14 protein-coding genes and 2 tRNA genes are annotated in these 13236 nt (G+C 39.7%); 3 read left to right on the forward strand and 13 right to left on the reverse strand.

The annotated features are described in order from the left end of the window. Positions 1–63: 63 nt before the first annotated feature. The 3 genes from ABD930_RS15800 to nhaA all read right to left on the reverse strand — a co-directional run bounded on the left by ABD930_RS15800 (position 64) and on the right by nhaA (position 2618). On the reverse strand, positions 64–792 hold the full coding sequence (locus ABD930_RS15800; RefSeq protein ID WP_345232858.1) for a phage integrase SAM-like domain and Arm DNA-binding domain-containing protein: 729 nt from the start codon (positions 790–792) through the stop codon (positions 64–66). 315 nt (positions 793–1107) lie between these two features. Beyond that, positions 1108–1179: transfer RNA gene (locus ABD930_RS15805), tRNA-Glu, on the reverse strand. 251 nt (positions 1180–1430) lie between these two features. Next, the gene (gene nhaA / locus ABD930_RS15810) at positions 1431–2618 is read right to left on the reverse strand and encodes a Na+/H+ antiporter NhaA (protein WP_345232861.1); all 1188 of its coding nucleotides are present in this window, start codon (positions 2616–2618) and stop codon (positions 1431–1433) included. Positions 2619–2918: 300 nt separating this feature from the next. On the opposite strand from nhaA, the gene ABD930_RS15815 reads away from it, so the two are divergent. After that, complete coding sequence (locus tag ABD930_RS15815) at positions 2919–4124, forward strand: pepsin/retropepsin-like aspartic protease family protein (RefSeq protein ID WP_345232863.1); 1206 nt, start codon at positions 2919–2921, stop codon at positions 4122–4124. Between the two features lie 12 nt (positions 4125–4136). Here the strand turns inward: ABD930_RS15815 and ABD930_RS15820 are convergent, their stop codons facing one another. From ABD930_RS15820 to ABD930_RS15830, 3 genes are all read right to left on the reverse strand, one after another. After that, positions 4137–5450 carry a D-alanyl-D-alanine carboxypeptidase gene (locus ABD930_RS15820; protein WP_345232865.1) on the reverse strand — a complete coding sequence of 438 codons (1314 nt, stop codon included), beginning with the start codon at positions 5448–5450 and terminating at the stop codon, positions 4137–4139. A gap of 68 nt (positions 5451–5518) precedes the next feature. Beyond that, the gene (gene obgE / locus ABD930_RS15825) at positions 5519–6517 is read right to left on the reverse strand and encodes a GTPase ObgE (RefSeq protein WP_345232868.1); all 999 of its coding nucleotides are present in this window, start codon (positions 6515–6517) and stop codon (positions 5519–5521) included. A gap of 20 nt (positions 6518–6537) precedes the next feature. Beyond that, the gene (locus tag ABD930_RS15830; RefSeq protein ID WP_345232870.1) at positions 6538–7110 is read right to left on the reverse strand and encodes an adenylate kinase; all 573 of its coding nucleotides are present in this window, start codon (positions 7108–7110) and stop codon (positions 6538–6540) included. Between the two features lie 349 nt (positions 7111–7459). On the opposite strand from ABD930_RS15830, the gene ABD930_RS15835 reads away from it, so the two are divergent. Then, positions 7460–7533 (forward strand) — tRNA-Arg (locus tag ABD930_RS15835). Positions 7534–7751: 218 nt separating this feature from the next. Then, complete coding sequence (locus ABD930_RS15840) at positions 7752–8492, forward strand: SDR family NAD(P)-dependent oxidoreductase (RefSeq protein ID WP_345232872.1); 741 nt, start codon at positions 7752–7754, stop codon at positions 8490–8492. Between the two features lie 193 nt (positions 8493–8685). Here ABD930_RS15840 and ABD930_RS15845 read toward each other — a convergent pair whose 3' ends face one another. The 7 genes from ABD930_RS15845 to ABD930_RS15875 form a co-directional block, all read right to left on the reverse strand. Next, positions 8686–9315, reverse strand: coding sequence for a TlpA family protein disulfide reductase (locus ABD930_RS15845; protein WP_345232874.1), 630 nt, complete (start codon positions 9313–9315; stop codon positions 8686–8688). Positions 9316–9356: 41 nt separating this feature from the next. Beyond that, entirely contained in the window at positions 9357–9794 is a 438-nt protein-coding gene (locus ABD930_RS15850) for a TlpA family protein disulfide reductase (RefSeq protein WP_345232876.1), read from the reverse strand. A 255-nt stretch (positions 9795–10049) separates the two neighbouring features. After that, positions 10050–10559 carry a TlpA family protein disulfide reductase gene (locus ABD930_RS15855; protein ID WP_345232878.1) on the reverse strand — a complete coding sequence of 170 codons (510 nt, stop codon included), beginning with the start codon at positions 10557–10559 and terminating at the stop codon, positions 10050–10052. 2 nt (positions 10560–10561) lie between these two features. Continuing rightward, complete coding sequence (locus ABD930_RS15860) at positions 10562–10996, reverse strand: rhodanese-like domain-containing protein (protein ID WP_345232880.1); 435 nt, start codon at positions 10994–10996, stop codon at positions 10562–10564. Between the two features lie 51 nt (positions 10997–11047). Continuing rightward, the gene (locus tag ABD930_RS15865) at positions 11048–11605 is read right to left on the reverse strand and encodes a thioredoxin family protein (RefSeq protein ID WP_345232883.1); all 558 of its coding nucleotides are present in this window, start codon (positions 11603–11605) and stop codon (positions 11048–11050) included. 278 nt (positions 11606–11883) lie between these two features. Beyond that, positions 11884–12441, reverse strand: a complete 558-nt coding sequence (locus ABD930_RS15870) for a hypothetical protein (RefSeq protein ID WP_345232885.1) — start codon at positions 12439–12441, stop codon at positions 11884–11886. 1 nt (position 12442) lies between these two features. Then, entirely contained in the window at positions 12443–13126 is a 684-nt protein-coding gene (locus ABD930_RS15875) for a hypothetical protein (protein WP_345232887.1), read from the reverse strand. Between the last annotated feature and the right edge of the window lie 110 nt (positions 13127–13236).

Genomic DNA, 13236 nt, shown 5'->3' on the forward strand with positions numbered 1-13236 from the left:
TATGAAAAATTGCTGTTGGTTGAGGCTGCTTAGGATTATAATGTTAGAAAAAATCAACCTAACCTAAATACTGAAAAATGTCTCCACTTTTTTGTTGTAATTCCACAGTTCGTCGGGTGTGAGGAATTCCTTTTCCCTTGGCTTGGCTTTCGTTTTGTAGAACGCAAAGGGATTTTCCGTAATCCATCGGTGTGCAAGACACTGGTTTATGATTTTACGCAGGTGCTTCATGTACTTGGCCGCCGACACCGCACTGCATCCCATGTCAGAGCGGAGGAAAAATTCATAGCCTGTGATGAACGCATGGTCGATGTGCCGGATGTCGATGTCCGTTTCACCATAGCATTTTTCCAGATAGGAGGTCAGGTGTGCAACAGAAGTGTTGTAGCCTTTCAGTGTGTTGGGTTTGAAACCTTTCCCAAGCAACGTTTTCATCCTTCGGTTGTGTTCGGTAAACGTCTCCATCAAATACCGCCGTTGCACGTCTTTGCCAAGGTATTTTAGTTTCAGCGTTTCGGCGGTGATTTCGGTACCGTCCTTTACGAGTTGCAGGTGGGCATCGGCCACCTTCCGTTCCAGCGTGTCGAGATAGGCATTCAGGTTACGGATTTCTTCTTTCGTTCCCTTGGCTCGGTTAGCCTTGGCGTTCCACCGCGCGGGGTCACACTCACGTCCAGTGGATATTTCCTTGGGTTCACCGGCCACGGTGATACGCATGTAAATGGGTTTTGCACCAACAGCATAGTTTTTTGGTTTCTTCAAGTAGAAGAGCAAGGAATAATTTGTACTCATGATAATACATCATTTAAGTGAAACAAAACCGAGTCCCGACTTTCGGGACGAGCTCTGCATCGCCGTTAAAAAGCAATTTTTTACCGATGCAAATTAGCCTTGCAGCCTGCGGCAGTCAAGATGTTCAATGATTGAACACGTTGTTTTACAATTCGTTACAACGTTTCCGGTGAGTAAAGGTATGCGGGAAATTGACTCACTGAATTACTCACTTTTTTTATGCGAATAATTGAATGAATCAGGATGCTGTAAAAAAACAAAAAGCCCGCAAACATTTAATTTGCAAGCTTTTGTATGTTTTGACTTCAAGATGTGTAGCCCGTAGGGGAATCGAACCCCTGTTTCAAGAATGAAAATCTTGCGTCCTAACCCCTAGACGAACGGGCCATTATTCTTCCGAATACCTGTTTGTTTTTCGGTCTGCAAAGATAGATAACCTTTTTATATTTCAAAAAATAAAAATCAATTATTTTGTACTTGTTTGATAGTCAATAATAAAAAAAGACTACGGCAAAGTTTATGCTCAACCGCGGTAACAGCGATCCATTAGAATCGAGATGATATGGTGGGAAATGGAGGTTGCTGACAATGCTAGAAATAAGCTTATGATGAAAACGAACAATACCTGAAGACAGCAATTACAGCTTTTCCTGTTTTTTGTTTTTGCTTACGCTTATTAAAACTAAACTGCCGATCAAGCCAGACAAAATGGATCCTGCTAAAATAGAGAATTTAGCTTCCGCAAGTATTGCTGAGGCATCAGCAAAAGAAAGGATGGCAATGAAGATGGACATCGTGAAACCAATACCGCCTAACATGCCAACACCAATAAGGTGTTTCCACGACGCTCCTTTTGGTTTGCTGCTTATTTTGAGCCGCACTGCTATCCAAGATAAAAGACTGATACCTATTGGTTTTCCTAATAATAAGCCTAGTGCAATACCGAGACCCAATGGCGTGAATAGACCTTCAACCATACCCGTTTCATAGCGTATATTGGTGTTTGCTAAGGCAAAGATGGGCATGATGATGAAGTTAACAGGCTTTACCAATAAATGCTCCAATTTTTCTAATGGAGAAGGTTGATCATCTGCCGTTGTTGGCAGCGTAAAAGCGGTTAGTACACCAGCAATCGTCGCATGTATGCCCGAATGGTGTATAAAATACCACATCAGCAAACCGGGAAGTATATAGAAAATTAGGTTCTTAATACCTATTCGGTTAAAAATTAACAAGAGCACAAAAATTAATCCTGCATACAACAGGTACAGATAATGGAGGGAAGAGGAATAAAAAATTGCTATGACCAATATTGCTATCAGATCATCGACAATCGCCAAGGCGGCTAAAAAAATCTTTAAGGAAGATGGTACCCTGTCGCCGAGCAAAGTGATAACTGCTAATGCAAAAGCGATATCTGTTGCCATTGGAATACCCCATCCACCGGCCAATGTTGTTCCTTTATTAAAGAAAGTATAGATGAGTGCTGGTACGATGACTCCGCCTAAGGCAGCAAATACAGGCAAAGTAGCTTTTTTAATAGAGGCCAATTCACCTTCTATGAGTTCTCTTTTTATTTCCAGTCCGACCAAGAGAAAGAAAATCGCCATTAAACCATCGTTGATCCATGTTAAAAGGGAATATTGCAACTGTATGCTGTCGGTGTGATAACCGATCTCTGTTGTCAGTAGCTGGTCGAAGCCCACAGCCCAACTACTGTTAGCTATGGTTAATGAAATCATAACACATAAAATAAGTATGATCCCTCCGGCTGTTCCCGATGCCAAAAATTCCTGAAATGCTTTAATGTTGATTAATCTAGCCATAGGTACGAAAATACTAAAAAATCAATAGCTAGGTGCGTACGATGGGTTAAACTTCGTGCATAATCGTGTAAAAGGCGATCTGTACATGGCAATGTAGAGTTTTTCTTTTTTTTTAAAAAGATGGCGCTGCTTAGAAAAGTTTTGAGATTAAAAAAATCTTCGTATATTTGTGCTTTCATAATTTAGGTTTATAATTGGTTAACAGGCCTTTAATCTCCCCGATTATTGGCCTGTTACTTTTTGAAATCGTTGGTTATTTCCTTACTTTTATCTCACAAACCAATAGTAATCCTAACTGGCATGCGTAATCGTCTGGTTGTCCCTTTGATTGTACTGTTTTTTTCGGTATATAAGATGGTTTCTGCCCAAGAAGAAATCGTCCCATCACCTTCGCGTACGCTTTCAGAAGTTCCTTTTAAAACACTTGTCGGTGGGGTGGTTGTCTTGCAGGCTCGCTTGGATAATTTTCCGGATACGCTTAATTTTATTATGGATACTGGGAGCGGGGGTATTTCCTTGGATTCTACTACAGCGACGTCTTTGGGACTAAAAGCCGAACCAAGTGAGATACGCATTAGGGGTGTTGCTGGGATAAGAAAGGTGAGTTACCTTTATAATAGGCGATTGACCTTTCCGAACTATACCATAGATAGCTTAAATTTTCATATCAATGACTACACATTTCTATCTAGCGTTTATGGCGTAAAGGTAGACGGAATCATTGGTCATTCGCTTTTTAGTAGGTATATTATTAAGCTTAACTATGATGATAGTGTTATGCAAATCTGTTCACAAGGTACCATTCGTTATCCTAGCGGAGGATTTTTACTCAAACCCAATATTAAAAGTTTAGTTGTTCAAAATGCATCATTGAAAGATAGACGTGAGATTAGCGCACGCTTTTTACACGATATAGGCGCTGGTGTCTGCGTGATGCTTTCCAAAGAATTTGTGAAAGACAGTACTTTGCTCGCATGGAATAGAAAGCTTTGGCCTAAAGAAGGGCATGGTTTAGGTGGGAAAATCGATATGGAATTAACGGTAATCAAGGAACTCAAATTCGGCCCCTATAAATTTAAACATGTACCTACGCTTATTTTTGATGATGTATTTGATGTCACTTCCTATCCTTACCTTGGGGGCTTAATTGGAAATGATATTCTCCGGCGCTTTAATATTATTTATAATTATGCCTGTGGTGATGTTCATTTAAAACCAAATCAAAGTTTTCGGGATCGTTTTGACTATGCCTATTCCGGTCTTGATCTGCAGTTGATCAATGGAGTTACCGTGATTAGTGATGTGGCGAAAGGATCACCTGCAGATTTGGCGGGCTTAAAAGCAGAAGACATTGTGCTTGGGTTAAATAACAATTTTGGAATGGACTTTTTGAGTTATAAAAAAGCACTACAACGTGCTAAAAAGGAAATTACATTTTTAGTGAGACGCAAAGAAGAACTCTTGATTTTTAAATTTAAAACAAAAAATATCAAACAAGTTTTCTAATCCGCTTCCGCTTTAATAATCCATCCGAATAGTTGTCATAATCCGTACCATTTCTTTCCGTATCTCTGCGGTAGGTTCTACAAAATTATTGTTCATGAATGAATAGATCAGCTGTTTGCCTTTTCTAGTTGTTAAATAGCCACTTTGGTTATGTACGCCCGTTAGCGTGCCTGTTTTAGCCCAAACAAATGGTTCGTTCTGATCTAAGGTATAGGTGTTTTTTAAGGTGCCTTTTTTACCGCCTTCGGGAAGCAAATGGTGCAATTTGTTGTCGTCTCCTATTTCTTCTTTGATTTTACGAAGTAGGTAAACCATACTTTCAGGTGTAAAAAGATCCATACGCGAGAGCCCTGAACCGTCAACCCAATGAAGCAGTTGAGGGGCTTCATTCAACAAATTTTCCTTGCTATAGCGGATAGCTGTTGCCGTGCTTAAGTTGGCACCTATCGTTGAAGAGCATACCAGTAATAATTGTTCTGCAATGAAGTTATCACTTGGCCATAGCATAGCTCGAAAGACGGTATCTGTAGCCTCACTATAAATAGTTTGAGCATTGATGGGCATAGGAAGGTCAATTAATTGAATAGGTTTCTTTAAAGTGTCTTCCAACAACGCTTTAGTTAGGTCTGTGCTGGTTTTATAAGGTATTTGCTGTGTAAACTGTGCCGGAGGTGTAAGGTTAGGTACGGTAAATGTATTCGTCATTAATGGTCGCTTGACCGTGAATTTATTGGTCGTATCGCGGTAATCAATGGTAACAAATGTTGAAAAATAACTGGGAAAACAATGTAGTTTACCGGTTAAGCTATCGGTATTAAAGGTGACTAAGTTTCCTGCAATGGGTAAGGCGTTGATTTCCGTTTGATAATCGGCATCATAATCACCATAAGGCCATCCCCAACCGTAGAAATCGCCTTTATAATTAGTAGATGCCCAAAATAGCTGCTGCGGTGCATTTTTTAAAAAATAATGTACCTTATCTGAATTAAAATCCGGACGGTAAAGGGTAGGGTCTCCTGTACCCCAAAAAATGAGTGAGTCTCCTTTAATAATATAGCGAATGCCGGGAATAGAATCCCCTAGCATTTTCTTTGCAGTAAAGTATGTGAAAAGTTTGGTATTGGACGCCGGTGTAAAATGTTTGTCTGCATTTAAAGTATAGATCATCTTGTCTTTATCACAGTCGTAAAGAGCGAAACCCGTAAAATGATCATGTAGAATTTTCGAACTATTGATTAGGCGTTTGATCTGTCGATGACGTTGAGCTAGGACATTAAGCGAACATAGGATAAATAATGTACATAAGTAATAAGGTGTTTTGGCCATATTAATCCTTTTTGCGGTAAAGCTAAGTTAACAAAAGAAGCCATTATTACAAGGAACTTGACAGCAAATTAGCTATTGACGGCTTTCCAGATTAAATCCTTTAATTCTTGTAAGCCTTTTTGGGCTACGGAAGAAATAAATAAGTGTGGAATTTGCGATGGAAGATCGGCCTCCATTTCACCTTGTAATTCATCGTCCAACAAATCAGCTTTGGTAATGGCCAATAATCGGGGTTTGTCTAGTAATTCAGGATTATAGGCAGTTAATTCATGAAGTAGAATCTGGTACTCGTCGGCAATTGAGCGGTGGGTATCTGCCGGCACCATAAATAGTAATACTGAATTTCGCTCAATATGACGTAGAAAGCGATGCCCTAATCCTTTTCCGGTCGAAGCGCCTTCGATAATGCCCGGGATATCTGCCATCACAAATGATTTATTGTCTCGGTAAGAGACGATACCCAAATTAGGTACCAGCGTTGTAAAAGGATAGTCGGCAATTTCTGGTTTAGCCGCCGACAGAACGGATAACAAGGTCGATTTTCCCGCATTTGGAAAACCAACTAAACCAACGTCGGCTAATACTTTAAGTTCTAAAACAATCCATTCTTCTTTTCCGGCTTCTCCGGGTTGCGCAAATCGGGGTGTCTGTTGGGTAGGGGATTTAAAGTGCCAATTACCTAAGCCACCGCGTCCACCTGCGGTGAGGATTTTCGTTTCTCCATCTTCAGTGATGTCAAAAAGAATTTCCCCGGTTTCAGCATGCTTTGCTATAGTTCCCAATGGTACTTCTAATATCTCGTCTTTTCCGTTTTTTCCATGTTGTAAAGCACTGCCACCAGGAGAACCAGACTCCGCAATAATATGCTTCCGATACTTCAAATGAAGTAGCGTCCATAGTTGACTGCTGCCTTTTAACATAATATGTCCGCCACGGCCGCCATCTCCACCATCCGGTCCACCTTTTGCCGTATGTTTATCACGGTGCAGGTGAGCCGAACCAGCACCACCGTGTCCAGAACGACAGCATATTTTTACATAATCGACAAAATTAGAACCTTGGGCCATGATATTCGTTTGGTAGCTAACTAGTAAGTAGAAATTACCGTGCAGATATGGTCAAAGATCTCTTCAATAGATCCAATGCCATTAATGGATTGTAGTTTGCCCTGTTCTTTATAGTAATTCGCTACAGGTGTAGTTTTGGCATTGTACTCTACAATACGTTTACGAATGATTTCTGGATTGGCATCATCTGCACGACCAGATTCTTTACCGCGCAAAAGAAGCCGCTTTTCTAACTCATCTTCTGCAACTTCCAGTGCAATCATACCTGAAATCTGTGTGCCTTTTGTGGCTAATAGTTTATCCAATGCCTCTGCTTGAGCCACCGTACGGGGAAATCCGTCAAAAATAAAGCCATTAGCATCAGGATTATTGTCTAATTTATTACTGATCATGCCAATAACCACTTCATCCGGAACGAGTTTCCCTTCATCCATTAGTTTTTTTGCTTCTAGCCCTAACGCCGTTCCTTGCGCAATTTCAGCACGGAGGATATCGCCCGTAGAAAGATGCACGAGGTGGTATTTTTCAATAAGTTTTTGTGATTGTGTACCTTTTCCGGCTCCTGGAGGGCCAAATAAAACGATGTTAAGCATATTAAAAAATTTAGATTCCCAACTCCTATAAAGGGTTTGCTGTCAAATCTGTTTGAACTTTATAAAAAATAACGGTCGCAAAGGTAAGGCTTATTTTTTATTTTCTAGCATGCTTGAAACAAGGGGGAGCAGAAAAAGACGATAAAGAGACGATCGTTTTACTGATAAAAGTAAATTCTAATTACCAACTAGTGAAATATTAGTAAGGATTTATTCATAACTTGAGGAGAATGTGTTAATTTATTATTTTCAGGTAGTTAGCTCATTCATGAACTAAAAACAACTATTTTGTGCATTTATTTTTTGGAAATTTAAGAATGGTTCCTATCTTTGCAATCCAATTCGGAACGCGCTTGTAGCTTAATTGGATAGAGCACCTGACTACGGATCAGGAGGTTAGGGGTTCGACTCCCTTCAAGCGCACAAATTTAATATTGGCCCTTTTACGCAAAAAAGGGCTTTTTTTGTGTCTAACGCATATTTGGTTCTTGTTCAAAATTACATTTTGTAAACAAACTCCCCAAGGTCTACCAGAAATTTTGCTTAACATGGCGAAAATACTACAAGCTATGTATTTTTGTATTGCAAAAGATATCAGCCTTTTTCGTTGTAGGCATTTCAAAAAATATAAATTTTTGACAGTGAAAAGATTTAAAGATAAAACAGTCCTGATAACAGGAGGAACTAGTGGTATCGGACTGGCGGGGGCAGAAAGATTGCTTCAGGAGGGAGCAAAAGTTATCGTTACTGGACGAAATGAAAAACACTTGGCTTCGGCAAAAGAACGCTTGGGTAAAGAAACTATTGTCATAATAGATGACGCGGAAAATGAACAATCTCCCGATAGGTTAGTTGCCCTTATAAAAGAAGTTGGAGATCTGGACGGGCTGTGGCTGAATGCGGCCTATGCCGTTGGAGGGGATGTTGAAACAATGAATAGGAAAATCATCAATAAAATGTTCGCTGTAAATGTGGTTGCACCCATGTTACAGATGGCAGCCTTATCCCCCTATATCAAAGAGGGAGGTGCTGTATTGGTAACCTCATCCAGTTCCGTATATGAGGGGCAATCCTCTGTATCGTTATATTCGGCAAGTAAAGCTGCTATATTGTCTGCCGCTCGTTGTTGGGCTACTGAATTTGCTCCTCGTAATATAAGGGTCAATACCCTTGTTCCCGGCCCCATAACGAGCAATCTCCGTTCGGCTTTACCGGAAGAACTACGACAGCAATTTGAAGAAGATCTTGCTAAAGTGGTGCTTTTAAAAAGGGTTGGCAGACCAGAAGAAGCGGCTGCCGTAGCCGCGTTCTTATTGTCGGACGAAGCAAGTTACGTTACAGGTTCTTCATATGTGGTTGACGGAGGACTATTAATGATTTAGCCGACTTTGTGCAATAAAGTACCATCTTCTTGATAAACGTTAATAGCCAATATGGGATAATTTTTTAGCTGTTTCCCTAAAGACATCAAATGTTCTGGCGTATAGGCAAAATCCTAGTGCTCCACCATTGCACTTGGATCAAGTTGATTTGAATGGGGATTGGTACTTTTGGCGGAGCTCATTTATTGGTACGCTATTCCTGTATTAATTCTTCCAGCTGTTTCACGAACTTTTCCGCCCCATAATTCGCAAAACCTTCATGATGAAACCTGACCTTTCCATTTTTATCCAGTACAATTGTCGTGGGTAATGTTCCCGAGTAAATTACATCTGGAACATTGCCTTCGACTTTGTAAAGTGGAATGGAAGATTTCTCTTTTTCTAGATAAGCTTTTGCCGCAGCGAGGTTATTATCTTCATTGATCATCAAAAAGAATACATCGGGATTGTTCTTGAACTTGGAATAAAGCTTTTCTATGGAGGGAAATTCGGCTCTGCATGGCGGACACCATGAGGCCCAAAAATTTATAAATACCACTTGGCCTCCTAAAGATGATGTATTTTGAACAGTCCCTTTTTCGTCTTCAAAATCAAAATCAACAGTGGATGTGCTTGTCGCATCGAAAGTTTTTTGACTGATGTTTGCGTTGAAAATTCCGGTAACCATTAATTGCCGTAATATCCATGATTTTGCATCAGGGTTAACCAGTAGGATAACGATCGCTATTCCTACCAGCATGGAAAAGCCATTTTTTCGGATGAACTGCCATAATTTTCTTGTAGGTGCTTTTTCCTTTGAAACGTCTTTATTGTTACACATCATCTTTTGTTATTTTACGACTCTTTAAAAATTTACGTTTTTCGTTAATCGCTTTCAATTAGTTCTTTCAAGCCGTCTACCATTTCCGAACGCGTATAATCCCGCCCGCCTTCCATACGGGCAATCATATCACCGTTTTTGCCTATGATAACCGTATTTGGAATAGCATCGCCTAAATAATCACGCGGTATATCGCTAATTGGAATATACACCGGTAAGTCGTACTTGTTTTCTGCCATAAATGCCGTTGATTTTTCGACATCTGCGTCTACATCGACCATCAGAAATACGATGTTATCATTCTCTTTGAAAGATTGTTTGAGCTGATTAATGGATGGCATCTCCTGTATGCACGGTGGACACCACGTGGCCCAAAAGTTAATGAATACGACTTTCCCCTTTAAAGAGCTTATCGAAACAGTCTTTCCATTTTTATCCTTAAATGAAATATCAGGAGCTTTGGGATGGGCAGGCTCCTCCATGTTCTCTGTTGGGGTATCCTCTGTTCACGGCATGGTTTTCTTCATTATGATGGGCATTTCCACAAGCAACCAATGCAACGGTTGCCATTATACAAATACTAGAACGGATTATCCAATTTCTAAATCGCATCTTCATGATAATTATTTTAAGTTAATTAATGTGGGAAAAGATTACCAAATACTTCCATTAGGCTATCCAATCGTAAGATCATACAGCAGTTCCTGCTCGCGTGCTCAGCACCGAACGGAATGGTATTATTCATGCTTACTTAGATAGTCACCGATAAAATCTTCGAGTTCTTTACCGTGTAAGTTGATGGCGATTATTTCACCTTGCTCATCTATCAAAACATTAAAAGGCAGCTCCTCAATAGCATAATCTTTTGCCACCAGACTTTTCCAGAACATCAAGTCACTTACCTGTATCCAATTAATATTAAAACGGTCAATGCCCTTTTGCCAGTTTTCCTTTTTCTTATCAAGTGATACACCCAATATTTCAAATTTTCCTGCGTCGACCTGATGTTTATGGTTGTCATACAGACGTTTCAATTCTGGTTGTTCTTTCACGCAAGGGGCACACCAGGTAGCCCAAAAATCTATCAGTACTAATTTGCCCTTTAAGGCCGAAAGAGCAAAAGATGTACCGTCTGGTTTAGGTAATGAAATTTCGGGAGCAGATTGCCCGATTTTCAAAGGGTTATTTTGTGCAAAAAGATAATGTGTAAAAACGGTTAACAGCAATAGCCAGCATGTTTTTTTCATATTTAATCAGCTATAGGGTAGTCTTTATCCAGCCAATCAACCTTAATGTTTTGTTTCAGATTGAGCAACTTTGCGTTTTTAAAACCCATTTCTTTTAATAGCTTAAATGCTGGTCTGACATTCGGGCATCTGCCGAACGGACAACACCCACAATAGATAACGACCTCTTTATCTTTGGATACTTTTTTAAGGTGGCTTTTTAGTTTCACCATATTTTCTTGCTCTGAAGCAGGACCGATATCTACAGAACCCTTAATAAGCGCGTCGGGCCCAACCGACAAAATCAAAATGTTTTCTGTTTTGTGCCCTTTGATCATGGAAGCAAGCGTACTCGGTTCCATCAGTTGGCTGCTATTCCAAGGTTCCTGTTTTTGCTGTGCATGGGTTACATTGCTGAACGTCAACAGAGCAGCAAATAGAAAAAATAAATGTTTCATAATACATCATTTCGTTTTTACAAAGGTAGCGAAACACTTTTACTTACTTAATTAACGTATGGAAAGTAACATCGCCAACTCGCTGCAAAGGGATACACCTTTGTCTTTATTATACCAGTTTTGCAGTGCAATTTTGATGGTTTCAAAGTCAGCATGATTGGCTTTCATTTCATCCATTAACTCCTGTGCACCCTTTGGACGAGGCCCCCAATTAAAGCTATCATAACCGCTTGCATCTTGCACGATAAGTTTTGGTATACTTCTACTTCCATTAGTAAGGTAATTCTCAATAAGAAAAGGCTCGCTGTCCCTTAACTGGATATCGTAGCTTACATATCCAGTTTGCTCCGTCATCCGAATCAGGAAAGGGACAGTATGCGCTGCATCCCCACACCATGGTTCGGTAATGATAATCCAATGTTGTGGAGTGGTTATTTTTCGTAGGAGAGAGACTAGGTTTTCATCCAACTCCAAGAGTTTATCCCATCGCCTCATACGCGATCTGTTAAGCTTAGTATATTCCAGATAGAGGTCTTCATTATACGGAGGTACCGGATATAGATTGGCCAATATCTCTTCAAATAATTGTTTGTATTGCTTGTAATTCATACTAACTCGTTTTTTATTCATTAAAACCTGATATGTTCATAAAGCTAATGTACACGGCCTTCAATAATGTTCCACAAATGCGGTATTTTTATTAGAATGATATGACTTCTATTGAATTTTAATGCAAAGTTCTCAAATCAACTATTTTCTAAAAATGGACAAAGGCGAAAAAAAATTGCTAATTTCTGTATATTGTACTACAGAAATTAGCATAGACTAAGGTATGTTGTAGATATTAAGAACAAATACCACTGAAATTACCGCATATCAATTCAGCGTTACCATATTTTTGCCTCGGGCAAGGCATAAAAAGCTGTGTCCGGCCTATCCTGCCAAGGTGCCTGATGGAATTGCCAGCATTTTTCTATCTTATCGAACCATTTTCCAATATCCATTTGGCCCCATTGGTAACCTATTTTATATTCTTTATTGCCATCGTTTATCGTGCCAAATAGGGTCGGAGAGGAGAAACCTGATACCCCGTTCGTGTATTGAACAGCTTTTTCCAATACAAGTTTTGTTCCTGCTGTAAATACGTTAATTTTTGTTACGTCACCGAGTTTCTCTTGTTCCCGTAAATATTCCCACCGAGGATGAAGACTGTCTAGCAAAGTATAGGGGTATTTATCGTTCGGGTTCATCTTGGTTATGTTCTCCTTGAAAACGATGGTTTCTTTATTGAGCATTACTGTTTTTCCCACCCATTCCTTGAAGGGTGGGTATTGGTTGATGTTGGTAGATTTGGTTTTTATCGTAGCGTATAGTATAAAGATAAAAAAAACTATCCCACTAATGGCGACAAACACAATAATACCCATTATTTTCTTTATTTTCATCTTACTTTTTATCGGTTATATAGACCTCCGTTAATCCATCGGCAGATTTTAACCGTAGGTTATATCCCGTTTGTTCTTCTAGTTTCAGTGGTATTCCATCAGCTTCAAAATGGGCACTGTTAAGTTGCTCTTTCGGTTGATGGCTCTTACTCATTTCGGTACTTTTGGCAACGAAGTATGTGTCATCTTCTATTTTTACAATTTTAAACCAGCCATATCCGATTTTTACACCTAAGGGATTGCCTTTTTCTTTATAGGTTTCATAATGGCCAAAATAGATATCTCCGGTGACGGGCAATTTCTCCATGGCTACATGCTCGGCTGTTTTAGGGATAGGAGGCTTGACGCCTTCATAAATCAGCAAACCAAACACACTGATTACTAAAAGCAGGAAGATCCACCCGACGATGGTCGCTTTAAAAATAAAAGGTGGCCTTGGGGCTTCCTTTGCTTTATGCGTGTAGAATGCATGCATCTCCGGCGTCCATAATCGCTTTGGAATCTTTTTATTTTCCACTTCATCCCAATATTCGCCAAAGGTCTTTTTCGTGTACATGGTATAAAGAGCCGTGCGCACCTTGTTGCGATAAATACCTAATAACATTGCGTTGCCTGGAGTTTTTGGATTTTGCAAGTTATCAGTGCGGTGTACTGCCTGTTCTATCTTATTGATGACAAAAAACATAATTTCTACTATTTATTTTCTATAATATCTGTTAACTCCGATGCTATCAGTCCACCCACTCGTTAAATGAAACAGCTGTTTTTTCGAGTACCTAATTGGCAAGGTAGCGT

It is taken from the genome of Olivibacter ginsenosidimutans (genome assembly GCF_039542865.1).
In the GTDB taxonomy this organism is placed as follows: Bacteria; Bacteroidota; Bacteroidia; order Sphingobacteriales; family Sphingobacteriaceae; genus Olivibacter; species Olivibacter ginsenosidimutans.

Coding starts and splice junctions, on each gene's coding strand:
- ABD930_RS15800 (WP_345232858.1), bottom strand. CDS start 792: ATGAGTACAAATTATTCCTTGCTCTTCTACTTGAAGAAACCAAAAAAC.
- nhaA (WP_345232861.1), bottom strand. CDS start 2,618: ATGGCTAGATTAATCAACATTAAAGCATTTCAGGAATTTTTGGCATCG.
- ABD930_RS15815 (WP_345232863.1), top strand. CDS start 2,919: ATGCGTAATCGTCTGGTTGTCCCTTTGATTGTACTGTTTTTTTCGGTA.
- ABD930_RS15820 (WP_345232865.1), bottom strand. CDS start 5,450: ATGGCCAAAACACCTTATTACTTATGTACATTATTTATCCTATGTTCG.
- obgE (WP_345232868.1), bottom strand. CDS start 6,517: ATGGCCCAAGGTTCTAATTTTGTCGATTATGTAAAAATATGCTGTCGT.
- ABD930_RS15830 (WP_345232870.1), bottom strand. CDS start 7,110: ATGCTTAACATCGTTTTATTTGGCCCTCCAGGAGCCGGAAAAGGTACA.
- ABD930_RS15845 (WP_345232874.1), bottom strand. CDS start 9,315: ATGATGTGTAACAATAAAGACGTTTCAAAGGAAAAAGCACCTACAAGA.
- ABD930_RS15850 (WP_345232876.1), bottom strand. CDS start 9,794: ATGGAGGAGCCTGCCCATCCCAAAGCTCCTGATATTTCATTTAAGGAT.
- ABD930_RS15855 (WP_345232878.1), bottom strand. CDS start 10,559: ATGAAAAAAACATGCTGGCTATTGCTGTTAACCGTTTTTACACATTAT.
- ABD930_RS15860 (WP_345232880.1), bottom strand. CDS start 10,996: ATGAAACATTTATTTTTTCTATTTGCTGCTCTGTTGACGTTCAGCAAT.
- ABD930_RS15865 (WP_345232883.1), bottom strand. CDS start 11,605: ATGAATTACAAGCAATACAAACAATTATTTGAAGAGATATTGGCCAAT.
- ABD930_RS15870 (WP_345232885.1), bottom strand. CDS start 12,441: ATGAAAATAAAGAAAATAATGGGTATTATTGTGTTTGTCGCCATTAGT.
- ABD930_RS15875 (WP_345232887.1), bottom strand. CDS start 13,126: ATGTTTTTTGTCATCAATAAGATAGAACAGGCAGTACACCGCACTGAT.